18 protein-coding genes are annotated in these 22,779 nt (G+C 44.4%); 11 read left to right on the plus strand and 7 right to left on the minus strand.

What is annotated here, in order from left to right:
- The first annotated feature begins 275 nt into the window (after nt 1–275).
- The 5 genes from OH459_RS17185 (at nt 276) to OH459_RS17205 (ending at nt 6,564) form a co-directional block, all read left to right on the plus strand.
- Nucleotides 276–1,241: an ABC transporter substrate-binding protein gene (locus OH459_RS17185; protein ID WP_005444747.1), complete on the plus strand. Its 966-nt coding sequence runs from the start codon at nt 276–278 to the stop codon at nt 1,239–1,241.
- A gap of 55 nt (nt 1,242–1,296) precedes the next feature.
- Nucleotides 1,297–2,232: an ABC transporter permease gene (locus tag OH459_RS17190; RefSeq protein WP_050908464.1), complete on the plus strand. Its 936-nt coding sequence runs from the start codon at nt 1,297–1,299 to the stop codon at nt 2,230–2,232.
- Nucleotides 2,229–3,023, plus strand: a complete 795-nt coding sequence (locus OH459_RS17195; RefSeq protein ID WP_005444750.1) for an ABC transporter ATP-binding protein — start codon at nt 2,229–2,231, stop codon at nt 3,021–3,023. Before OH459_RS17190 ends, OH459_RS17195 begins: the two co-directional genes overlap by 4 nt.
- Nucleotides 3,024–3,163: 140 nt before the next feature.
- Nucleotides 3,164–4,990 (plus strand): maltodextrin glucosidase, encoded by a 1,827-nt coding sequence (malZ, locus tag OH459_RS17200; RefSeq protein ID WP_269987808.1) that lies wholly within the window; start codon nt 3,164–3,166, stop codon nt 4,988–4,990.
- A 113-nt stretch (nt 4,991–5,103) separates the two neighbouring features.
- Nucleotides 5,104–6,564, plus strand: a complete 1,461-nt coding sequence (locus OH459_RS17205) for a sensor domain-containing diguanylate cyclase (protein WP_017189371.1) — start codon at nt 5,104–5,106, stop codon at nt 6,562–6,564.
- Between the two features lie 65 nt (nt 6,565–6,629).
- Here the strand turns inward: OH459_RS17205 and dusC are convergent, their stop codons facing one another.
- Entirely contained in the window at nt 6,630–7,589 is a 960-nt protein-coding gene (gene dusC / locus OH459_RS17210; protein WP_017189372.1) for a tRNA dihydrouridine(16) synthase DusC, read from the minus strand.
- Nucleotides 7,590–7,776: 187 nt separating this feature from the next.
- Here dusC and OH459_RS17215 point away from each other — a divergent pair, with 187 nt between their 5' ends.
- Complete coding sequence (locus OH459_RS17215; protein ID WP_005444758.1) at nt 7,777–8,385, plus strand: SEC-C metal-binding domain-containing protein; 609 nt, start codon at nt 7,777–7,779, stop codon at nt 8,383–8,385.
- An 81-nt stretch (nt 8,386–8,466) separates the two neighbouring features.
- Here OH459_RS17215 and dsbB read toward each other — a convergent pair whose 3' ends face one another.
- Nucleotides 8,467–9,003: a disulfide bond formation protein DsbB gene (dsbB, locus tag OH459_RS17220; protein ID WP_017189373.1), complete on the minus strand. Its 537-nt coding sequence runs from the start codon at nt 9,001–9,003 to the stop codon at nt 8,467–8,469.
- 85 nt (nt 9,004–9,088) lie between these two features.
- Nucleotides 9,089–10,675 (minus strand): Na(+)/H(+) antiporter NhaB, encoded by a 1,587-nt coding sequence (gene nhaB / locus OH459_RS17225; protein ID WP_009698498.1) that lies wholly within the window; start codon nt 10,673–10,675, stop codon nt 9,089–9,091.
- A gap of 639 nt (nt 10,676–11,314) precedes the next feature.
- Here nhaB and fadR point away from each other — a divergent pair.
- Nucleotides 11,315–12,154, plus strand: a complete 840-nt coding sequence (gene fadR, locus OH459_RS17230) for a fatty acid metabolism transcriptional regulator FadR (protein WP_005444763.1) — start codon at nt 11,315–11,317, stop codon at nt 12,152–12,154.
- Between the two features lie 107 nt (nt 12,155–12,261).
- Here the strand turns inward: fadR and OH459_RS17235 are convergent, their stop codons facing one another.
- Together OH459_RS17235 and metG are read right to left on the minus strand one after the other, a co-directional pair.
- Nucleotides 12,262–13,068: a hypothetical protein gene (locus OH459_RS17235; protein WP_017817846.1), complete on the minus strand. Its 807-nt coding sequence runs from the start codon at nt 13,066–13,068 to the stop codon at nt 12,262–12,264.
- 212 nt (nt 13,069–13,280) lie between these two features.
- A complete protein-coding gene (gene metG / locus OH459_RS17240) occupies nt 13,281–15,341 on the minus strand; it encodes a methionine--tRNA ligase (RefSeq protein ID WP_101960420.1) in 2,061 nt (686 codons plus the stop codon).
- 157 nt (nt 15,342–15,498) lie between these two features.
- Here metG and apbC point away from each other — a divergent pair, with 157 nt between their 5' ends.
- The 3 genes from apbC (at nt 15,499) to OH459_RS17255 (ending at nt 19,679) form a co-directional block, all read left to right on the plus strand.
- Nucleotides 15,499–16,575: an iron-sulfur cluster carrier protein ApbC gene (apbC, locus tag OH459_RS17245; protein ID WP_005444769.1), complete on the plus strand. Its 1,077-nt coding sequence runs from the start codon at nt 15,499–15,501 to the stop codon at nt 16,573–16,575.
- Between the two features lie 181 nt (nt 16,576–16,756).
- Nucleotides 16,757–17,398 (plus strand): uridine kinase, encoded by a 642-nt coding sequence (gene udk, locus OH459_RS17250; RefSeq protein WP_005433235.1) that lies wholly within the window; start codon nt 16,757–16,759, stop codon nt 17,396–17,398.
- Nucleotides 17,399–17,588: 190 nt separating this feature from the next.
- A complete protein-coding gene (locus OH459_RS17255) occupies nt 17,589–19,679 on the plus strand; it encodes an AsmA family protein (RefSeq protein WP_269987809.1) in 2,091 nt (696 codons plus the stop codon).
- 99 nt (nt 19,680–19,778) lie between these two features.
- Here the strand turns inward: OH459_RS17255 and cobO are convergent, their stop codons facing one another.
- Nucleotides 19,779–20,384, minus strand: a complete 606-nt coding sequence (gene cobO, locus OH459_RS17260; protein WP_005444774.1) for a cob(I)yrinic acid a,c-diamide adenosyltransferase — start codon at nt 20,382–20,384, stop codon at nt 19,779–19,781.
- Between the two features lie 117 nt (nt 20,385–20,501).
- Between cobO and OH459_RS17265 the strand changes: the two genes are divergently transcribed.
- Nucleotides 20,502–20,951 carry a low molecular weight protein-tyrosine-phosphatase gene (locus OH459_RS17265; protein WP_269987810.1) on the plus strand — a complete coding sequence of 150 codons (450 nt, stop codon included), beginning with the start codon at nt 20,502–20,504 and terminating at the stop codon, nt 20,949–20,951.
- A gap of 62 nt (nt 20,952–21,013) precedes the next feature.
- On the opposite strand, the gene OH459_RS17270 is transcribed toward OH459_RS17265, so the two are convergent.
- Entirely contained in the window at nt 21,014–22,573 is a 1,560-nt protein-coding gene (locus tag OH459_RS17270; protein ID WP_005444782.1) for a SulP family inorganic anion transporter, read from the minus strand.
- Nucleotides 22,574–22,779: the final 206 nt, after the last annotated feature.

A 22,779-nucleotide genomic window follows, 5' to 3' on the forward strand; every position in this document is an offset into this window, starting at 1 on the left:
TTTTAGCCACTCCATTTTTTATGCCCGCAACATGGTTTTTTACTCTTTGCTTATTTGTAATCACCGCCTCTCGTGCCGATTGTGAGATCACAAATGTTACTTTGTTGTTAAATCTTACTTTTCTTTCCTCAGACTTAGCGTTAATAATGATAATTAGATGCACAAAAAGTGCGCAGCTATAAACACAACATCCCATCTTCTACTTCAAAGACTCGTGAGTACGTCAGCAACATTGTGCTTGCAGTTCAAGGACGAAGAAACATCAAGGAGTCATGATGAAAACAAAACGTTTACTCGCCATTGCTATTCTTGCTACGACCACGGCTTTTTCTTCCGCTAGCGTTCTGGCTAAAACCGCGACAGTCGCGGTATCACAGATTGTTGAACACCCTGCTTTGGATGCAACTCGTCAAGGGTTGTTAGACGGTCTGAAAGCCAAAGGGTATGAACAAGGGAAGAACTTAGAGTTTGACTACAAGACAGCGCAAGGTAATCCAGCAATCGCGGTTCAGATCGCACGCCAGTATGTAGGAGAAAGCCCGGACGTCCTCGTTGGTATAGCAACGCCATCAGCACAAGCTTTGGTCTCTGCGACTCGCTCTATTCCTGTTGTGTTTACTGCAGTGACGGACCCTGTTGGTGCCAAGTTGGTCAAATCGATGAGTCAACCAGGAAAGAATGTCACAGGACTCTCTGATTTATCTCCGGTCGCACAGCACGTTGCGTTGATTCAGGAAATCTTACCTTCGGTGAAATCCATTGGCGTGGTTTACAACCCAGGGGAAGCAAATGCCGTCACCTTGGTACAGTTATTGAAAGAGAGCGCAGAGTCAAAAGGATTAAAAGTTGTTGAAGCGACGGCACTGAAAAGCGCAGATGTACAATCTGCAACTCAAGCTATTGCAGCGAAATCGGACATCATTTACGCACCAACAGATAACACGGTTGCAAGCGCGATTGAAGGAATGATCGTTGCCGCAAACCAAGCGAAGAAACCGGTATTTGGAGGCGCGACGTCATATGTTGAGAAAGGGGCTATCGCAAGCTTAGGTTTTGACTACTACCAAGTCGGTGTTCAAACAGCCGATTACGTGGCAGCTATTCTTGAAGGGCAAGATCCGGGTAAGTTAGATGTAAAAGTGGCGACAGGCTCAGATCTTGTCGTGAATGAAGGCGCGGCAAGTAAGCTTGGTATTCAATTGCCAGGTTCTGTTGTGAAACGTGCAACTAGTATGCAGTAAGCGTTGTTTTTAGGTCGGTGTTCTACCGACCTGATCTATGCAGAAAGGAGCAGTTATGTCTGCATTTGCTTTTTTTGGTGCGCTCGAGATAGGGCTTATCTACGGCTTGGTCGCCTTGGGCGTTTACCTTACGTTTCGTGTTCTTGACTTTCCGGACCTAAGCGTTGACGGTAGTTTCCCTATGGGGGCGGCTGTTGCAGCAACAGCCATCGTTGCGGGTATCAACCCTTGGTTAGCAACGGGACTGGCTATAATCGCTGGTGGCATGACCGGGTGGGTCACCGCTTTTCTTGCCGTTCGTTGCGGCATCCTTCATCTTCTTGCCTCAATCCTGACCATGATTGCGGCATTTTCCATCAACATCCGCATCATGGGAAAACCGAATATGGCGCTACTGGGCGAAGATACGATTCTGACGCCTTTTGAAGCCATGGGAGATGCGATGTACATCCGACCATTGGTCGTGGGCGTATTGGTTTTACTCTCTGCGTTATTTGTTGTGCGCCTTCTAAATAGTGATTTTGGTTTAGGGTTAAGAGCAACAGGCGTAAACGCTCGAATGGTCGCGGCACAAGGAGCCAGTACGGGATTCTACACGTATTTTGGTTTGGCATTATCCAACGGATTTGTGGGTTTTGCTGGGGCTCTGTTTGCTCAAACAAATAGCTTTGCCGATGTCACGTCTGGTGTAGGGACGATTGTGGTTGGTTTAGCGGCGGTGATCCTTGGTCAGACTTTGATTCCAGGACGCAAAATCTGGGTTGCTGTTTGCGCGGTAATTATTGGTTCGGTGTTGTACCGTCTGGCGGTTGCTTTTGCGCTGAGTTCCGGCATGTTTGGTTTGCAAGCATCGGATCTAAATCTGGTGACAGCGGTGCTGGTGGCGGTCGCTCTAATTGCACCGAAACTTAAACAGAGGATGAAAGCAAAGCAGCGAGTGATTAATGCCAAACAAGCGGCATCCAAAAACGGCTCAGGGGAGGCGCTATGATTGAACTTAATGACATTCAGGTGACGTTTAACCCTGGTACGATTTTAGAAAATCGAGCCTTAAAGAGCGTGTCCCTAGAGGTTCCTGAGCATCAATTTCTTACGGTGATTGGCTCTAACGGTGCGGGGAAATCAACTCTACTCGGAGCCGTGACGGGGGAAACACCAATGATTGGCGGAAAGGTGATCATTGATGGGAAAGACGTGACACGGAAAACCGTTGCTCAGCGTGCTACTCAATGTGCGAGGGTGTTCCAAGACCCATTGGCTGGTACATGTGGCGAGCTTTCCATCGAAGAAAATATGGCGCTTGCTTACATGCGAGGAAAACGTCGTGGTTGGGGAATGGCTCTTTCTACTAAACGCCGTAAGCTGTTTCAGGAACGTATCAGCATTCTTGGCTTGGGGTTAGAAGATCGCTTAGGTGACAGCATTGGTCTACTCTCAGGAGGACAGCGACAGGCTGTCAGCCTTGTAATGGCAACACTTTCAGACAGTAAGCTGTTGTTGCTTGATGAGCATACCGCCGCGTTGGACCCTCGTATGGCAGCGTTTGTTATTGATTTAACTAAACGCATTGTTACTGAGTTCGACCTTACTGTGATGATGGTGACGCATTCCATGAAAGACGCGTTAGCGTGTGGTGACAGAACCGTCATGCTTCACCAAGGTGAAATAGTGCTAGATGTGGCAGGGGAGCAACGTAAAAATATGCAAGTTCCCGACTTGCTTGAAATGTTCTCTAAAGTGCGCGGAGAAGAACTGGCTGACGATAGTCTCCTACTAAACTAGCATTGACTGCTCATCGACTACGCCTACCAAACGTGATCCTCCTTAAGAAAATGACCCATACGGTATTTTTAAAAGGAGGATTTTTAGGTAGAAGCTCTTTATTAAAATAGTGGAATATTCCAATACAAAGAGCACTTGCCATGTCCCTTCCATTTATCTTCCATAGCCAAACGAAAGATGGTCTTGAATTCGATGGTGAACGGCTGACCGTCGTTCTCAAAACGGATGACACCCAATTCGATTGCATCCATGTAAGGTGCGAGCCTGATAATGAAGAATATCTCATTGAGATGCAGCCTCATGGTAAAGCTGGTGAGTTGCAGTTGTGGAAAGGTCAGTTTGCTCCAAACAAAGATCGAGACGTGACACATTACGTGTTTAAACTTGTTAAGGGGGCGAGCCAGTTCTGGTTAGACGCGAGAGGTGTGCATAAGCGCGTTCCGCCCAAAGAGTTTCACTTTAAGTTAAACGTACAATCTCAGCCGCCAAGCTGGGTTCAAGAGCAAGTCTTCTATCAGATCTTCCCAGATCGTTTTGCTGCTAGTCAGGAGCATACCGCTATAAAAAATGCTTATGCACATCACGATTCAAGTGCCATGGTGAAGGCGTGGGGAGATGCCGTTGGAACGCACCAAAATACGGGGGCTCGCGAGTTCTTTGGTGGGGATCTAAAAGGCATTGAACAAAAGCTGGATTATCTATCCGGTCTGGGTGTAACAGCACTTTACTTTAACCCAGTTTTTACAGCGCCAAGTAATCATAAATATGACACAACGGATTACTTCCAGATTGACCCTATGTTTGGCACGAATGAGCAGTTTGCGCAGTTGTGTGAGCAAATTCGTGGCAAACAAATGAAGATTGTTTTGGATGCTGTGTTTAACCACACGTCTGTTCATCATCCTTGGTTTGATATTAAGCAAGAAGGTCAGGGCGCTTATGGAAATCCCAATTCAGATTTCCGAGATTATTACTTCTTCGAAGGTCAAACCAACAACTATATTGGCTGGAAAGGGATTGGTAACTTACCTGTTCTGAATTTCGAAAATGAACAGGTACGTGATTACATCTATCAAAGTGAAGAAGCTGTGATCAAACATTGGCTCAAACCCCCGTATTGTGTAGATGGCTGGCGCTTCGACGTTATCCATATGTTAGGCGAGGGCGATGGTGCGAAGAATAATGCCCACTATGTGGAAGCTTTCCGTCAAGCTGCTAAGTCCACCAATCCGAATGCATATGTGTTAGGTGAACACTTCTTTGAGGCAACGCAGTGGCTACAAGGTGGACAAGAAGATGGAGCGATGAACTATTATGGCTTTGCCCACCCTGTACGTGCGTTATTTGCCAAACAAGACATTATGTATGATCCGATTGATATCAATGCGTTGGATTTCAAAGAATGGGTAGATGAAGCTCGTGCCAAAGTACCGTTTGCAAATCAGCTGTCGCAGCTTAATCAATTAGACAGTCATGATACCGCCCGTTTTCTGACGCTATTAAATGGAAATGAAGAAAAAATGCAAATGGCGCTTGCATTATTGATGACTTACGTTGGAACACCTTGTCTTTATTATGGCAGTGAAGTTGGACTAGAGGGAGGGCTCGACCCAGACAATCGACGTTGTTTCCCTTGGGACCAAATAACGACTTCTAAATGGTTACCTTTGTATAAGGAATGGATAGAAATCCGTAAGAAATACAAGGCACTACAATGTGGTAGCTTACAATGGCTTCATTGTGGTGAACAAGTCATGGCATATGGGCGTCAATGGCAAGATGAAGCAATAGTTGTGGCATTTAACCTTAGCAACAGTGACCAAGATGTTAACCTACCATTGTGGCAACTTGGCTTAAATGCTAAACACCTGCATCAATTATTAGACAAAGGTGAACTAATGCCTATTGAACGTCATTTTTCTGTCAATATCCCAGCAATGAACTGCAAAGTATGGCAGATGGAGTGACTTCGAGCGCCTTCTTTATTAAAATTTATGAATACATAAGTGAAAAACTATAAATAGCCCTTCGATAGCCTAAGCTTTCGAAGGGCTGATATTATTATAATCAATGGTGTTCAATGGGTACTAAAAGGCGATTTAGCCTCAAGTTTGTCATCTTCTTCCCCCTACTATTATTCCTTGCCGTCATGGTGGTGACCGCAAAGAACTACTACGACGCGATGAATCGCTACATTACATTAGAGTACGCGCAAGTTGATCGTGCTATTAATCGTGCTATCAAAGTATTAACGGCGCTGGATTACAGCTTTGTTAACTACTCCAACCCAGCTCACCCTCTGTTTCAAGAGCACAATCATATGATCAAAAATGATCTGTGTTTTGTTTGGCCGATTGATGTGCTGCTTTTAGAAAACAAGCACTCCGGAGGTCTGCCTGCCGTTGAGCTTGACTACATGATTGTTGGACAAAAAGAACTGTGTGAACCAGGAACTAAACTGTTTAAGTTGGCAGAACAAAAAGCAGGCTTTGCTCCGTCTTTGTCATTTCTACATGATATCGAATCACATGTGATTGGTATTCACTATATTGATCAGCGTGGGTATGTTATTTCTTCTCCAGATACTTACGCTCAGTACTTTTCCAAAGCACTTTGGGAGACTTTAAAGGCGAGACCTTTCTGGCAGAAAACAGCGCAGGAAACCGTCAAAGTAACCATGTCTGGTCCCGCACCGATGTTAGATCGGCACGATGGGCAAGTAGTGAGCCTGACTGTACCTATCTACGAAAAGGGTAAACACCAAGGCGTTTTATCCATAGATTTTGATGTGGATAACTTACTTGAAACGAATGAAAACCTAATAGGTAAGTTACATATCATCTCTGGAATGATGGACATACCTAAGCATGTAATCCGTTTACAGCCAATAGAACATGAGCGTTTGAGCTCAAATCATCGCATATTCTATGAATACAATTGGTGGGATGAATTTAAGAATTTATTAGTCTTTGAAAAGTACAGCGTGGCTGTAGCGTTTTTCATCTACGTACTGAGTACTGTGGCCTTGTTCTTAGTGAATACCCGTACAGAGCGCCGTTATTTCCAAGAACTGGCGGCAAAAGACCCAATGACGGGGCTGCTAAACCGCCGTGGCATACAAGCGGTTTGGCGCAATAAAATGACCAAAAAACATGTTGCGCTCGCAGTGTTTGATATCGATGATTTCAAAGCAATCAATGATACACATGGTCATGATGTCGGCGACGATGCTATCCGTCTGGTTGCAAAGTGCATACGCGAGAACATCCGCCACTCGGACGTCGCATCCCGTTTTGGTGGCGAAGAGTTTGTCTTAGCGATTTATGATGAAGACTTTGACAGTATGCTTCGCATCTTAGAGCGTGTGCGAAGCGCAATTGCTAAAAACTCACGAAAAGTGGTGTCTGGTGGGTTCACAGTGTCGGGAGGGGTTGAGTTTCAGTCTTCTCCTCAACTGGAAAGCTTTGATGAGCTATTCAAACTTGCCGATGAAAAGCTTTACGAGGCGAAGAGCACGGGCAAGAACAAGATTTGCTATTAAGAATAGAGAAATAAAAAAGGGCGATATCATCGCCCTTTTTTATGTACTAATGGGTTTATTCCGCGCTAAGCGACGCGAGATTGCAACTCATCTCGGTAGCGCTGAATATGTTCAACAATAGGCGCGGCTTTGTTAAACGTGCGGATTTCTCTAAATAGCTCGTTGGCTTCTGGGTAAGCTTGACGTAGATAGGAGAACCATTGTTTTACGCGGTTAGGGTAATACAGACCTTTGTCGCCCTTCATCTCAAATTGAGAGTAGTAAATCAGCAGTTCGACAACTTCTGACCAAGCCATTGGCTTATGATCGTATTTCACCATGTTACCAAGGTTTGGGATATTAAAGGCACCACGGCAAACCATCAGAGAATCAACGCCAGTCGTTTCGATGCAGCGTTGACCATCTTCGTAATTCCAAATCTCGCCATTTGCGATTAACGGGATATCAAAACGCTCGCGGATTTTTGTGATGTATTCCCATTTGATTTCAGAAGCTTTATAACCACCTTGCTTTGTACGAGCATGAACCGTTAACTCATTCGCGCCGGCAGATTGAATCGCGTCGACAATTTCAAAGCAGTCTTCAGGGTTTTCCCAACCTAAACGGATTTTTGCGGTAACAGGAATATCCGTAGGTACTGCTTCACGGCACGCTTTTACAACGTTATGGATCAACTCCGGATGCTGCAATAAAGCCGCTCCACCTTTACTTTTATTCACCAATCGAGCAGGGCATCCGAAGTTAAGATCAATGCCACGAGCACCAAGTTCTGCCGCCTTGATTGCGTTTTCTGCCATCCAATTAGGCTCTTGTCCAAGTAATTGAACGTGAACAGGTACGCTAGACGCGGTTTGTGACCCTTGAAGAAGTTCTGGACACAAACGGTGGAATACGTGATCAGGTAAAAGCTGATCGATCACTCGAACAAATTCTGTCACACACAGATCATAGTCGTTAATTTCGGTCAGGATTTGGCGCATCAAATGGTCCAAAACGCCTTCCATTGGACCTAATACAACTCGCATAGTTTACCTAATACACTTTGGTGGGAAAAAAGAGGGCGATTGTAGCGATGTGAGTGAAGTTTGTCATTAAAAGACTCATCAGCATCGAGTGACATCAACGAGCATCCTATATACCCAAGCATCTCGAGGTTACTTGGGTATAAGCTCTGGGGTATAATGCCGCCAAATTTATGAGAAACCAGATGTCATGCAATACACATTAATTGAGAAAGGTGAAGTTCAGTTCGATGAGTCTTCATTGTTTTTGGAAGGGGCAGTGCTCGCTGCTAACCTAACCACAAAACCATTAGCGCCAGAAACGTGGCTAGAGCCACTGCTTGGTGAGGGCTTTAAAGCTCTTCAGCCTGTCATCGAAGAGCAAATTCACAAACAACACAATTACATCCTGAGAAATGAGTACTCGATTCTCGCGTTGACCAACGATGATTCAGATCAGTTAGCTGACTTTGCTGAAGGTTTTATGTCTGTATGGTCCATGATTGAAGAGCAATGGCATGATGTCGTGCTCAACGATGGCTTAGAGCGTATGTTGCAAGCTTTGCTTACGACAATGATGCTAGCGATTGATGAAGAGCAAACGCAACAGCAAATGCGTGATGCGGGTATTGAAACACCGCCAGCACTAATGGATTTTATTGATCAGCTTGATTTGATGATTAACGAAGTGGCGCTTGGTGCTGATGAGCTAATGGTAGGTAAAAAATCCAAGAGCTTGAATCCGTTTAAGGATGTCGGTCGTAATGACCCTTGCCCATGTGATAGTGGTAAGAAGTTCAAGCAGTGCTGTGGTAAGTAATTGAACTAAAGATAAAAAGCCGACCATGAGGTCGGCTTTTTTGATTGGTTTAATCTGCTTTTAGTGCAATCAGTTGGAGCGTTACTGAATAGGGTTTTTACGCTTTCCGCCAAAGAACTGGGCAATCACAATAAAGGCAAGGGCGACTAAGTTACCTGCAAAGATCACCACAAGCCATTGAGGCATGGAAAGACCAAGGAACTGCCAAACGATCTTCGCACAATCGCCGTATGCTTCAAACATCCACGGAACCCATTGGTTTAATGGTGCCCAGCTAGGGAATGTGACAAACAAGTCGCACGTTGCAAATGGCGATGGGTTGAACTGATAGTCCACATGTTGCATCGCTAACATCAAGCCTTTGTAAGCACTTGCTCCCCATGCGGCGAGCGCAATCCAACGTACTAATGGGTTATTGGGTGCAACAAGACCAATCATGGCAGCCACGCCAATCCCCATCATAGCGACACGTTCATAAATACACATGACACAAGGTGCCAGCATCATTACGTGTTGGAAGAAGAGGGCGCAAGCTTCAAAAAAGATGATAGCTAAAAGAAGGAGGAGCCAAGATAAGCGTCCCTTCGAAAACTGGTTTAGTGATGCAAAAATACTCACGATTACGATCCTGTTTGAAATATAAAAAAGCTCTGATTACTCAGAGCTTTTTAACTTGGATAAGTTTCCTAATCAACTCAAATTTTTAGTGTCCACCTGACACAACTGGAGCTAGATCACCACTACTAGGTACAATCCAGCCTGCATCGTAGAAGAATGCTGTCGCTGGTTCTAGGAAGAACATGATACCCATCAGACCAACAAGCGCTAATACAACCGTGTAAGGAAGCGCCATGATCACCATGCGACCGTATGATAGACGAATCAATGGTGCCAGTGCTGATGTTAGTAGGAATAGGAATGCGGCTTGACCGTTTGGTGTTGCAACTGACGGTAGGTTAGTACCTGTGTTGATTGCTACTGCTAGTAGGTCAAACTGCTCACGAGTGATCAAACCTTCCATCAATGCCGCTTTCACTTCATTGATGTAAACCGTACCAACAAACACGTTATCCGATACCATCGATAACAGACCATTTGCTACGTAGAATAAAGCGAGCTGTGTGCCTTTATCTTCAACTGCGAGTACAGAGTCAATCACAGGTTTAAATAGTTCTTGGTCAATAATTACCGCAACAACCGAGAAGAAAACAGCAAGTAACGCGGTGAAAGGCAGTGCCTCTTCAAACGCTTTACCCATTGAGTGTTCCTCGATAACACCAGTGAACGATGTTGCTAGAATAATCACTGAAAGACCAATCAAACCAACGGCTGCCAAGTGAAGCGCTAGCGCAACAATCAGCCAAACCGCGATTAGGCTTTGAACCCATAGTTTTGCTACGTCTTGGTTAGTACGAGTCTTGCGCTCTTCACGGTCGAAATCTACAAGGATCTGACGAACGTTATCAGGCAGCTGCGCACCGTAACCAAACACTTTAAGCTTCTCAACAACGGCACAAGTAATCAGACCGCAGAAGAATACAGGCAACGTTACTGGAGCCATGCGGATCAAGAACTCACCAAAGAACCAACCTGCTTGGTCAGCAATAATCAAGTTTTGAGGTTCACCAACCATGGTTGTTACACCACCGAGCGCGGTACCCACACCTGCGTGCATCAATAGTGAACGCAAGAAAGCACGGTAGTTCTCAAGGTCGTCACGTGTTAGCTCAGTAATCGTGTCATCTTGAGTATGGTCATGATCACCAATTGGGTTACCAGAAGCGACTTTGTGGTAAATCGAGTAGAAACCTACCGCTACGCTGATAACCACTGCGATTACAGTCAGTGCATCTAGGAATGCTGACAAAAATGCTGCGGCGAAACAGAACGCGAGGGAGAGTAGCGTTTTCGAACGAATACCAAGCAGGATCTTTGTAAAGATGAACAGCAGAAGCTGCTTCATAAAGTAGATACCGGCAACCATGAATACCAATAGTAGAAGTACTTCGATATTCGCAACTAGCTCATGCTTCACCTGGGCAGGGCTAGTCATCCCGATAGCGACCGCTTCAATTGCAAGTAAACCACCTGGCTGAAGTGGGTAACACTTAAGCGCCATTGCTAGTGTGAAAATAAATTCCGCAACTAACAACCAACCTGCAACAAATGGGTCAATTAGGAAGAAGACAATCGGGTTAATAATTAGGAAGGCTATAATGGCAACTTTGTACCAATCAGGCGCTTTACCAAGGAAATTCTTGATAAAGGCATTTCCGAGCGACATCGGCATGATAATTCTCTTTATAACAAAATTATGAATAGACACTACAATAGTGCTTAAGTATCTGTTTGTTAGACTTATTATTTAGTCTTTTAAAACAATAACTTAGAAAAACAACAATCCATTGTTTTACTGTAGTCTTGCCAAGTTACTTCCCCTGAACTTAAGCACCGCTCACTTTCGACCGCAACTCTACACCCCGGCATTTATTAGTCAATAACAAAACGTGATGCTGCCGACTAAAACTGCTTTTTATTTGTAATAACGCGATCAAAACGGCGTTACTATACCACGAAAAGATTAAAAAAAATCACCTTGGAATTTAAAACCAAGTCAATTACTAGAAAAGATAAATTAAGAAAGAATATTAATCGTAAAACACAAATTTATTTTGCATATTTTGAGCAGAAAAGTGTGACGAGGTAGGCTTTATTTTTCCTGAGTTTGTGGTCTGTACATTTTATTCAAAATATAAATTTTGCGCGTTTGGTTCCAAGTGGTTAACGTTTTAAATTGAAAATATATGTAGAGTATTAACTCTATATTGAGATTTCGTTTCATTTATTGATCGTTAATTTTCGCAAATCGTTAAGTAGTGGTATGATGAGTCGTATCGACCCTTAGAAATCAAGATTGGATAAAAACAGAATGGTCATTAAGGCTAAAAGCCCTGCGGGTTTCGCAGAAAAATACATTATCGAGAGCATTTGGAACGGCCGTTTTCCTCCTGGCTCAATTTTACCCGCTGAACGTGAGCTATCTGAACTAATTGGTGTTACCCGTACGACTCTACGTGAAGTACTTCAACGTCTTGCTCGTGATGGCTGGTTGACTATTCAGCACGGTAAGCCAACCAAAGTGAACCAATTTATGGAGACATCTGGTCTGCATATCTTGGACACGCTGATGACTCTAGATGTTGATAACGCGACAAACATCGTCGAAGACCTGCTTGCTGCACGTACTAACATCAGCCCTATCTTCATGCGTTATGCATTCAAAGCAAACAAAGAAGCGTCTGAGCGTACTATTCAAAACGTTATCGAGTCATGTGAAGCTCTAGTAAAAGCACCTTCATGGGACGATTTTATCGCGGCATCTCCTTATGCCGATAAGATTCTGCAAAGCGTGAAAGAAGACACGGAGAAGGATGAGGCGAAACGTCAGGAAATCCTGATTGCTAAGACGTTCAACTTCTATGATTACATGTTGTTCCAACGCTTAGCGTTCCATTCTGGCAACCAAATTTACGGTTTGATCTTTAATGGTTTGAGAAAACTGTACGATCGTGTGGGCAGCTACTACTTCTCAAATCCAGCATCACGAGATCTAGCGCTGCGCTTCTACCGCCAACTTCTAGAAACGTGTGAAACCGGCCAACGTGATCAGCTTCCTGTTGTGATTCGTCACTATGGTATGGAAAGTGCTCAGATCTGGAATGAGATGAAGCAAGAACTGCCGACCAACTTCACGGAAGACGACAGTTAATCAGCGCTCTTAGCAAAAGATTCAAATACAAAACCGCAGGCATGTACCTGCGGTTTTTTTATTATTATTAGTAGCTCACCGAGAGCAGTCAAACCATCATCGAATCGTTAAGCTAAGGACAGTCTGGGCAATGGTAGGTAAAGGGTCTCTATGATGTCTGAGAGCATCTGGTCATAGGTATTGAACACAGTAAGGGACAAATCAGAAGTAATGTCGTACAACTCCTCTTCGCTCAGTGACAGTATTTCACCTTCTATATATTCATTTAGAGATTGAATCGACCTAGCGGACATCGGAGAGGCAACGCTCAAGGGGCTAATTACTGCCAATTGATTGAGCCTTCTAATCATTACCGATGCGTAATTTCTCATCCTTTCAGGTCCTCCTCTGTCTTGCATGTCTTGAATGCTGATACGGAGCTGTGTCAGCGTTTCTAAGCTATCAATCACGGTTTGCCAATTCATATGGTACTCGTCATGTAACTCGTCTCTCTGGGCAATAGCGAGCCATGCGATGGTAACCTCATCCATTAAGAACAAACTATGGCGGATCAGTTTGCCATGCTCCATCTGATTCCGTGCTACCGTGTTGTCCTGCCATTGTTCTATCAACTTATCGATTTTGATTTGCAGCACGCGATACATGGGTTTGTTCTCAAAGCGAGAAGTTTCCACGAGCTGATGCAGTTTATAACCTAACTCCTGATGAATTTGCTCTATCTCTTTTTCATGATGTTGTTGGTATTGGATAGAGTAGTGGGTCACCGCTCGGTGACGGCGTAGTAGGTGAACCACATCGCGTAATAAGGTGAGTAATTGATATTTGCGAGCATGTTGTTTTTCTCGCTTCGCTGCCAAATGATAGATCCCTGCCAGAATGGCAATCGAGATCAAAGTAGAAATCAAAACAAACATAACCAACTCCTTGTTAGTGCTGTTGACCTAGCAACTAAGTAAGAGCATCTTTGATGCCAATAGTTAAGTTGTTTTAAAACAGTAGCTTAGCTTTTTTATGAATAAAGAACTGTACGATTTTGGTGCGTAATTTCACCAAAAGTGTGAATTTTGTCAAAAAAATCCCCGCCAAATTGGGCGGGGATTTTTACGTTTGATCGTAAAGTGACGAATTACATTACACGCATGCCTGGTTGAGCACCTTCATGTGGCTCAAGGATCCATAGGTCGCTGCCACCAGGGCCCGCTGCTAGGATCATGCCTTCTGACATACCAAACTTCATCTTACGAGGTTTTAGGTTCGCTACCATTACAGTTAGCTTGCCTTCTAGCTCTTCAGGTTTGTAAGCTGACTTGATGCCAGAGAATACCTGACGAGTTTCACCGCCGATGTCTAGTTGGAACTTAAGCAGTTTGTTTGCTTTTGGCACTTCTTCACACGAGATGATGCGAGCAATACGCATATCAACCGCTGCAAAAGCATCGAACTCAATCTCTTCAGCGATTGGATCTTTATCTAGCTCAGTTTGGCTAGCTTTGTTCTTTTCTGCTTCCGCTTTTTCTTTTGCTGCCATTTCTACCGCAGCATCTTCCTTCGATGCTTCGATCATCGCTTCGATGTTCTTAGGATCGATACGGTTAAACAACGCTTTGAACTTAGTGATTTCGTGACCAGTCAGTGGTGCAGCGATGCCTTCCCAAGTTAGCTCTTCGTTTAGGAATGCTTCAGTACGCGCTGCTAGTGCAGGCATCACTGGTTTTAGGTAAGTCATCAGCACGCGGAACAGGTTAATGCCTACAGAACAGATTTCTTGCAGTTCCTGATCTTTGCCTTCTTCTTTTGCAACAACCCAAGGTGCTTTTTCGTCAACGTATTGGTTTGCTTTGTCTGCTAGTGCTGTGATTTCACGGATCGCACGACCAAACTCACGAGTTTCGTAAAGCTCTGCAATGCGGTCTGCTGCTGCAACGAATTCGTTGTATAGCTCAGGTTCTGCAAAGTTTTCAGCCAACTTGCCTTCAAAACGTTTAGAGATGAAGCCAGCGTTACGAGAAGCTAGGTTAACGATTTTGTTTACTACGTCAGCGTTAACACGTTGAGTGAAGTCTTCAAGGTTAAGGTCTAGGTCGTCGATACGGCTGTTTAGTTTTGCAGCGTAGTAGTAACGCAGACACTCTGGGTCTAGGTGGTTTAGGTAAGTGCTTGCTTTAACGAACGTACCTTTAGACTTAGACATCTTCGCACCGTTTACTGTTACGTAGCCGTGTACGAATACATTGTTTGGTTTACGGAAACCGCTGCCTTCTAGCATTGCTGGCCAGAATAGTGAGTGGAAGTAAACAATGTCTTTACCGATGAAGTGGTAAAGCTCAGTTGAGCTGTCTTTCTTCCAGTATTCGTCGAAGTCTAGACCTTCAGTCTTGTCACATAGGTTCTTGAAAGAAGCCATGTAGCCAACTGGTGCATCTAGCCATACGTAGAAGAATTTGTTCTTCTCGCCTGGGATTTCGAAGCCAAAGTAAGGCGCATCACGTGAGATGTCCCACTGTTGCAAACCAGACTCGAACCACTCTTGCATCTTGTTAGCAGTTTCAGATTGTAAAGAACCTGAACGAGTCCACTCTTTTAGCATGCTTTCGAACTGAGGTAGGTCGAAGAAGAAGTGCTCAGAGTCTTTCATGACTGGCGTTGCGCCAGATACTGCTGATTTCGGGTTAATCAGTTCAGTTGGGCTGTACGTCTCACCACAGTTATCACAGTTGTCACCGTATTGGTCTTCTGACTTACACTTAGGACAAGTACCTTTTACGAAACGATCCGGTAGGAACATTTCTTTCTCAGGGTCGAACAACTGAGAGATAGTGCGGCTAGAGATAAAGCCGTTTTTCTTCAGCTCAAGGTAGATGTGAGACGCTAGCTCGCGGTTCTCGTCTGAGTGTGTGCTGTGGTAGTTATCAAAGCTAATATCAAAGCCAGCGAAGTCTTTCTGATGCTCTTCGCTTACTGCAGCGATCATCTCTTCTGGTGTAATTCCCATCTGTTGTGCTTTTAGCATGATTGGCGTGCCGTGAGCATCGTCAGCACAGATGAAGTTTACAGTGTTGCCACGTAGGCGTTGGTAGCGAACCCAGATATCAGCTTGAATGTGCTCAAGCATGTGACCTAGGTGAATCGAACCATTAGCGTACGGAAGGGCACAAGTTACCAGCAGTTTTCTTGGATCGTTTGCCATACTTAATAATCGCTTTTTGATAGGTATAAAAAATAGAGAGTAATACTACCCCATGAGCTTCCTAACGCCAAGGCATCAAACCATGGATTGCCTTAGTTTTTTTGGGGTTCTGAATCTCGCCGCTGGGTGCTACGATTAGATGCATAAAGGAGGTCTCATGCATCAGTTCACTTCAAAACAAGATTTTTGTCATTGGCTCAACCAGTTCCAACATCCACAGTTGGTGGAAAACTGGGCGGACATTCACGGTATTGTCGTGATTCCCGCACAAGGTGGCATTCAAATCACTTTACCGTTCGCGAGTAACGAACTTCAAGTTTCGTTATCCGATTGGATACAAGAGCAACAAGCATCAGGTGACGTTCCTGCATTTGATTTCCAGATTGAGCTCAACGTTAAAGCACTTGAGACTCAAGTCACCAATGCGGTAAAGGGCGTTAAAAACATTATTGCGGTAAGTTCCGCGAAAGGTGGGGTTGGGAAATCAACCACAGCAGTAAACCTTGCCCTCGCAATTGCGCAATCCGGAGCAAAAGTAGGTTTGTTAGATGCCGATATCTATGGTCCATCGGTTCCTATGATGCTTGGTCAAGAAGACGCTAAGCCTGAAGTTCGTGATGCTAAGTGGATGGAGCCTATTTTTGCCCACGGAATCTATACTCATTCTATTGGCTACTTAGTCGATAAATCGGAAGCAGCCATTTGGCGTGGTCCCATGGCCTCTAAGGCCTTATCACAGCTACTGACAGAAACGGATTGGCCAGAGCTTGATTACTTGGTGATTGATATGCCACCGGGTACGGGGGATATCCAACTAACGCTGTCTCAGCAAATTCCAGTAACAGGTACGGTGCTTGTTACAACACCGCAAGATCTCGCATTGGCGGATGCACGTAAAGGTGCGGCGATGTTCCATAAAGTCAACGTGCCTGTTGTCGGCATCGTTGAGAACATGAGTTACCACATTTGCAGTCAGTGTGGAGCTGTTGAGCATATTTTCGGTACTGGTGGTGCAGAAAAAATGTCACAAGAATTTGGCTTGGCGCTGCTTGGGCAAATTCCGCTTCATATCTCTATGCGAGAAGACATTGATGCTGGTATTCCGACCGTGGCGAGACGTCCGAATAGTGAACACGCTGGTTACTATAAACAACTTGCTGATCGTGTTTGTTGTACAATGTATTGGCAAGGCAAAGCCAAACCTGATGCAATCAGTTTTACTATGGTGAACTGAGTTTAATATTAGCACTGGTTGAATATTGTTCATTTAAACGTTTGCTCGGAGGTTAATCCTCTGAGCTGACAGAAACTTATAACGAAACCCTAATTCCAACTAGTAACGAACGGGTGAACTCCCTATAATCAGGCAGTTTATCTTTTTATGTGACTAGAAAATCATCATCGGGTGCAAATTAATGTCTGATAATAATCAATGCGTCATCGTAGGTATTGCTGGCGCTTCTGCTTCTGGAAAAAGTCTGATCGCGAGCACTATTTACAATGAGCTTCGCGAGAAAGTGGGCGATCATCAAATCGGTGTCATCACGGAAGATTGCTACTACAACGACCAAAGCCAACTAAGCATGGAAGAGCGTGTAAAGACTAACTACGACCACCCGAGCGCGTTAGACCACGACCTGCTGTGTGAACACTTAGAAAAATTGGTTCGTGGCGAAGCAGTAGAAGTACCTGAGTACAGCTACACTGAGCACACTCGTACAAGCAATACCACTCCAATGACCCCTAAAAAGGTCATCATTCTTGAAGGTATCTTGCTTCTGACTGATCCGCGTCTTCGCGACTTAATGCACGCGACAGTATTTATGGATACGCCATTAGATATCTGTCTATTGCGTCGTGTTAAACGTGACGTTGAAGAGCGTGGTCGTACAATGGAATCTGTTCTTAAGCAATACCAGCAGACAGTACGTCCGATGTTCATGCAATTTATTGAACCTTCTAAGCAATACGCGGACATCATCGTACCTCGCGGTGGTAAAAACCGTATCGCAATCGATGTTCTTAAAGCGCACATTGCAAAACTTCTGAAAGCTTAAGCGTTTAGACGGCTATATCGCTTTATTTTTGTATGAAGAAGTGGCACCTTAGGTGCCACTTCTTTTTTTTGTTTTTAAATTAGTCAGTTGCACTACAAAATCGGACATTTTTCACGCTTTCGTGGAACGGTCAGCGATAAAACAAGTCTGTGCTTATAATTGTAAAAACACTCGAGCAAGGAAAAAGCGAATGAAGAAACTGCTCTTAATCATTGCCATTCCAATTGTGGCGATCTTAGCTGTCATTTTAGGGTTGGTTATTTTTGTCAATCCAAACCAATTTAAACCACTTATCGTGGAGCAAGCGCAAAAGCAAACTGGATTGGAACTCGTAATCGAAGGGGATATCAGCTGGCAGTTTTTCCCGTCGATTGGTTTCGAATTGGGTCGTACTGAACTGAGAAACCCACAAGGTTTTAGTCAACCAAACCTATTTAAAGTCGAGACAGTAGGTGTTGATGTCTCGGTTACCCCGCTATTAAGCAAACAGCTGGAGATTGGTAATGTCACCCTTGATGGTGCGGAGTTCTATCTTGAAACACTGAAAGATGGCACGAAGAACATTGATGCGTTAACCAAAGCACAAACTCAACAAGCAGAGCAAACGACCGAAGCTTCGCCAGAAAAAGCGGCAGACTCACAAAGTGCTGCTTCTGATTGGACGATCAATCTCGCTGGAGTCAGCATTTCAAATGGCTATGTTGAAATCCAAGACAAGCAAACAGGCAGCTACACTAAGCTTTCTGACATTTCTTTAAACCTTTCTCAGTTTGCTTTTGATAACTGGACAACGGCTGATTTCGGCATGAAAGGTGAGATGAATGACCAAACGTTCACAGCACAAGGCAAAGCGGACTTTAAAGTAGCAAAAGGTCTGGCGAGCTACGCACTGAAAAACATCAACTTTGATGCGACTTACGCTGATCCTGCAAACAAAATTGACTCAGCAACTATTGGCCTAGATTCGTTTGAGTTCGATAAAGTGAATAACTTGAGCTATGCATTGAAAGGTGACGCTGGTGGTATGAAGCTCGATATGCAAGGTGGTGGTGAGCTAAGTATCGATAAGGCGATCAGTAAGGTACAACTGAATAAGCTGACGTTGAATGCGACTTTTGAGGGAGATGCGCTACCGCAATCACCAATGAAAGTTGATATGGTCTCTGACCTTTCATTCGACCTCACTAAGAATCATCTGAGCTTTGTGCTCGAGAAACTTACGGCGAACGCAATTGCGCTCGATGGTAAAACAGATGTGACTCTGGGTGATATTCCTAAAGTACGTTTTGCAGTGCATAGTCCTAATATCGATTTGGACGAATTCCTTGGCTTGAATAAGCAAGCTCCTGCGGGTGATAAACCAGCATCAGGTGGCAACAGTAGTGCATCTACTGGTCCTGAAGTTGAGCCGGACTTGTCTGCACTAAAAACGCTTGATGTGAAAGGCAATATTACGATTGACAAATTTAAGGCGGCTAATGCGAAGATGGAAGCAGTGAAAGCAAGCTTCTCTGTTAATCGTGGTGTCTTTGATCTTACTTCATTCAGCTCTAAGTTGTACCAAGGCACGATCACTGCGACAGCCAAACTGGACGCGCGTAAATCACCTGCCACATACTCTGCGAAGAAATCAATCAAAGGTGTACAAGTCCAACCGTTACTTGTCGATGTAGCAAATAACGACATGCTGGAAGGTACTGGTAACATTGATGTCAATGTGAGTGGTAAGAGCCTAACGCCAACTGGCATCAAAAAGAACCTTGTTGGTACAGTGGTGATCAATTTTGCAGATGGTGCTGTGAATGGCATTAACGTTGCTCAGCTAATCCGCGAAAACTACGCGCGATTTAAAGGTCAAAGCATTGAAGGCACAGATGAAGTTAAGAAAACCGACTTCAGTGCGATGACCGCGACGTTGAAGTTAAATAAAGGCACGGTCTCAACGGATAACATGAAAGCGCAGTCTCCACTTCTTCGTGTTCGTGGTAAGGGGCAGGCAAACTACTTGAATGAAACTGTTGATTTCACCATTAGTACTTCGATAGTGGGTTCATTGGAAGGTCAGGGTGGTAAGACCATTGATGAATTGAAAGACATCACTATCCCTATCAACGTTTCTGGCAAATGGGCAGATCCTAAGTTCAAGCTAGTCTTTGATGACGTGTTGAAACAAAAAGCTCAGAAAGAAATTGATCGTGGAGTAGAGAAGCTCACGGACAAGATCAAAGATGAGAAAACAAAAGAGGCGGTAGATGGTTTGTTGAAGAACTTGTTCAATTAAAGGACCAAGCTTCTTTATGAGGATATAGGTAAAGTAAAAGGGTTGGCATTGAGCCAACCCTTTTTAGTTTTTAGTCTTTTCGGAAGCAACGGCGGACGCTTACCAATCTATGCCTTTCAGAGCTTTAACTCCGGATTCAAAGGCGTGCTTAACGTTTTTCACTTCTGATACTGTATCTGCCATTTCAATCAAAGTACGGTGCGCTCCACGTCCTGTAATGACGACCGATTGCATTTTAGGGCGATTATTTAGTGCTTCGACGACTTCGTCTAAGTCTATGTACCCGTAACTCACCATATACGTTAGTTCGTCGAACAGAACCACATCAATTGATTCATCGGCAAGCATACGCTTACATTCTTGCCAAACAAGTTGGGCGGCTTCAGTATCGGCTGTTTTGTTTTGGGTTTCCCAAGTAAAGCCTGTTGCCATAACTTGGAACTCAACACCTAGCTTTTCAAGTAGGTTACGCTCGCCGTTATCCCATGTACCCTTGATAAACTGCGCTACGCTGCACTTCAAACCATGACCAACTGCACGCGCAATTGTACCAAAACCGGAAGTCGATTTGCCTTTCCCATTACCAGTGATGATCAGTAATAAACCTTTCTCCTCTTGGGCGGCTGCGATTTTCGCGTCTACCTGCTCTTTTACTTTTTGTTGGCGCGCCTTGTGGCGTGCTTCTTTGTTTTCGTCGATAGACATAATGCTTCCTCAATTCCTTTTTTGAACTGACCCAAGCCGATTTGGGTTCATTGAATTATCTCGTTATGATAGACCAACAGTTGATGAAGAAAAACCATCGATAATTCAGGGAATAAAATGAAGAAATTACTCGTTGTTTGTATGGGAAATATTTGTCGTTCGCCAACTGGTGAAGCGGTATTAAGATCTAAAGCCAAAGAACTGGACATATCAGTGGAAGTGGACTCTGCAGGGACCATTGGTTACCACGCCGGAAATCCGCCTGATGCTCGCGCCATGCAAGCGGGAAAGCAACGCGGTTATTCGTTCAAAGGAATGTGTTCTCGCAAGGTAACAGTTGGAGACTTCGGTGAATTTGATATGGTGTTAGCTGCAGACAAAGCCAATCTCGCCGATCTATTGGATATTTGCCCGGTAGAACACCGTCCTAAAGTGTCGTTGTTTTTAAGTCATGGTGACTCTGATTATGACGAGATCCCAGACCCATATTACGGTGGCGATGCTGGTTTTGAACTGGTACTGGATTTGATTGAAGAGGCGTCAGAGGCGATTTTGAAAAAAATCTGAGTATTTATTAGCTTAAATTGATAGCAAAAGGGATGAGTCATGCTCATCCCTTTTTGTTTTTATTAACCTGCAAGTACGTCGGTTGCAACCTTATAGCTTGGGTCTTCTTTTACGTTGATTTCAACCAAGCTACCTGCTTTATCTAGTAGCTTACGGCAATCTGGGCTCAAGTGACGTAGGTGAAGTGTTTTACCAAGTGCGGCGTAACGCTCAGCCAACGTTTCAATCGCTTCGATAGCAGAGTGGTCTGTTACGCGAGAGTCCGCGAAATCAACGATGATGTCTTTTGGATCGCCATGTGCGTTAAACAATTCTAGGAAGTTTGCCGCAGAACCAAAGAAGATAGGACCGTGGATCTTGTACTCTTTTGAGCCCTCTTCATTTAGACGCGTATCTGCGTAGATGTGCTTAGCATGTTGCCATGCAAACATTAGCGCAGATGCAATCACACCCACGGCTACTGCAACAGCGAGGTCAGTCAGTACCGTCACTACTGTTACAAGAACGATAACGAAGAAATCCTGCTTAGGTACGCGACGTGCAAGTTTGAAGGTTGCCCATTCGAATGTACCGATAACCACCATGAACATGACACCAACGAGTGCAGCAAGTGGAATCATCTCAATGAGTGAAGAAGCAAACAGGATGAACATTAGCAGAGCGATAGCCGCAACGATGCCTGATAGACGACCACGACCACCTGAGTTCACGTTGATCATTGACTGACCAATCATCGCACAACCACCCATTGCACCAAACACAGAACACGTCATGTTTGCCATACCTTGACCGATACATTCACGGTTAGATTGACCGCGAGTGTTAGTCATTTCATCCAGCACTGTTAGTGTCAACAGAGACTCGATCAGACCGATAGCGGCAAGGATGATTGCGTAAGGCAAAATGATTTGCAGAGTTTCTAGAGTGAAAGGTACCGCTGGAATAGAGAAGGTCGGAAGAGAACCCGCCAAAGTCGCTGCTTCATCGCCAGACATAGTACGTAGGAAGTCAACTACGGTACGTGTTTCTAGATCCAAGCCAACAACAAGTGCAGTAACGGTCACGATCGCAACCAGAGAAGAAGGCACTGCCGTTGTGATCTTTGGTAGGAAGTGAATGATAGCCATTGTTAGCGCAACCAGACCTAGCATTAGCAGCATTTGGTCTTGTGGTAGCCACGTTAGCATACCGTTAAGGTCTGGTGCTTTGAACTGACCTAGTTGTGCAAGGAAGATAACGATAGCCAGACCGTTTACGAAACCAATCATCACCGGATGAGGAACGATTCGGATAAATTTACCTAGCTTAAATAGACCGGCTGCAATTTGAAGAATACCCGCCAACATAATTGCGGCAAATAGATATTGAACACCGTGAGTTGCAACAAGCGACACCATAACAACTGCCATTGCGCCAGTCGCACCGGAAATCATACCTGGTCGACCACCGAAAATAGAGGTGATAAGACCGACAATAAAGGCTGCGTAAAGACCAACCATAGGGTCTACACCAGCAACAAATGCAAATGCTACGGCTTCAGGAACCAATGCGAGCGCAACAGTTAGACCTGATAGCACGTCGTTTTTTACGGAGTGCTTAGAAAATTGAGGAAATTCGAACATGTTTTGTATTGAGTTCTCTTGGCGATGAATTTCTCCCGACACATATTCGTATTTGCACAAGTACTGCTGGTGAAAGTGAAGTCACTTCTATCAGCACAAACCGTATTAAAAAAAGAGCCGCATCAGAATGGTGTCGAAAACTTGAGTCGGCGAATGCTACCGAAAAGTGTGATTAAGTTCAACAATGAAGGGGATATTGACGCACA

The sequence above is a fragment of the Vibrio sp. MM46 genome (assembly GCF_027587135.1).
GTDB lineage: Bacteria > Pseudomonadota > Gammaproteobacteria > Enterobacterales > Vibrionaceae > Vibrio > Vibrio harveyi.

Coding starts and splice junctions, on each gene's coding strand:
- OH459_RS17185 (WP_005444747.1), top strand. CDS start 276: ATGAAAACAAAACGTTTACTCGCCATTGCTATTCTTGCTACGACCACG.
- OH459_RS17190 (WP_050908464.1), top strand. CDS start 1,297: ATGTCTGCATTTGCTTTTTTTGGTGCGCTCGAGATAGGGCTTATCTAC.
- OH459_RS17195 (WP_005444750.1), top strand. CDS start 2,229: ATGATTGAACTTAATGACATTCAGGTGACGTTTAACCCTGGTACGATT.
- malZ (WP_269987808.1), top strand. CDS start 3,164: ATGTCCCTTCCATTTATCTTCCATAGCCAAACGAAAGATGGTCTTGAA.
- OH459_RS17205 (WP_017189371.1), top strand. CDS start 5,104: ATGGGTACTAAAAGGCGATTTAGCCTCAAGTTTGTCATCTTCTTCCCC.
- dusC (WP_017189372.1), bottom strand. CDS start 7,589: ATGCGAGTTGTATTAGGTCCAATGGAAGGCGTTTTGGACCATTTGATG.
- OH459_RS17215 (WP_005444758.1), top strand. CDS start 7,777: ATGCAATACACATTAATTGAGAAAGGTGAAGTTCAGTTCGATGAGTCT.
- nhaB (WP_009698498.1), bottom strand. CDS start 10,675: ATGCCGATGTCGCTCGGAAATGCCTTTATCAAGAATTTCCTTGGTAAA.
- fadR (WP_005444763.1), top strand. CDS start 11,315: ATGGTCATTAAGGCTAAAAGCCCTGCGGGTTTCGCAGAAAAATACATT.
- OH459_RS17235 (WP_017817846.1), bottom strand. CDS start 13,068: ATGTTTGTTTTGATTTCTACTTTGATCTCGATTGCCATTCTGGCAGGG.
- metG (WP_101960420.1), bottom strand. CDS start 15,341: ATGGCAAACGATCCAAGAAAACTGCTGGTAACTTGTGCCCTTCCGTAC.
- apbC (WP_005444769.1), top strand. CDS start 15,499: ATGCATCAGTTCACTTCAAAACAAGATTTTTGTCATTGGCTCAACCAG.
- udk (WP_005433235.1), top strand. CDS start 16,757: ATGTCTGATAATAATCAATGCGTCATCGTAGGTATTGCTGGCGCTTCT.
- OH459_RS17255 (WP_269987809.1), top strand. CDS start 17,589: ATGAAGAAACTGCTCTTAATCATTGCCATTCCAATTGTGGCGATCTTA.
- cobO (WP_005444774.1), bottom strand. CDS start 20,384: ATGTCTATCGACGAAAACAAAGAAGCACGCCACAAGGCGCGCCAACAA.
- OH459_RS17265 (WP_269987810.1), top strand. CDS start 20,502: ATGAAGAAATTACTCGTTGTTTGTATGGGAAATATTTGTCGTTCGCCA.
- OH459_RS17270 (WP_005444782.1), bottom strand. CDS start 22,573: ATGTTCGAATTTCCTCAATTTTCTAAGCACTCCGTAAAAAACGACGTG.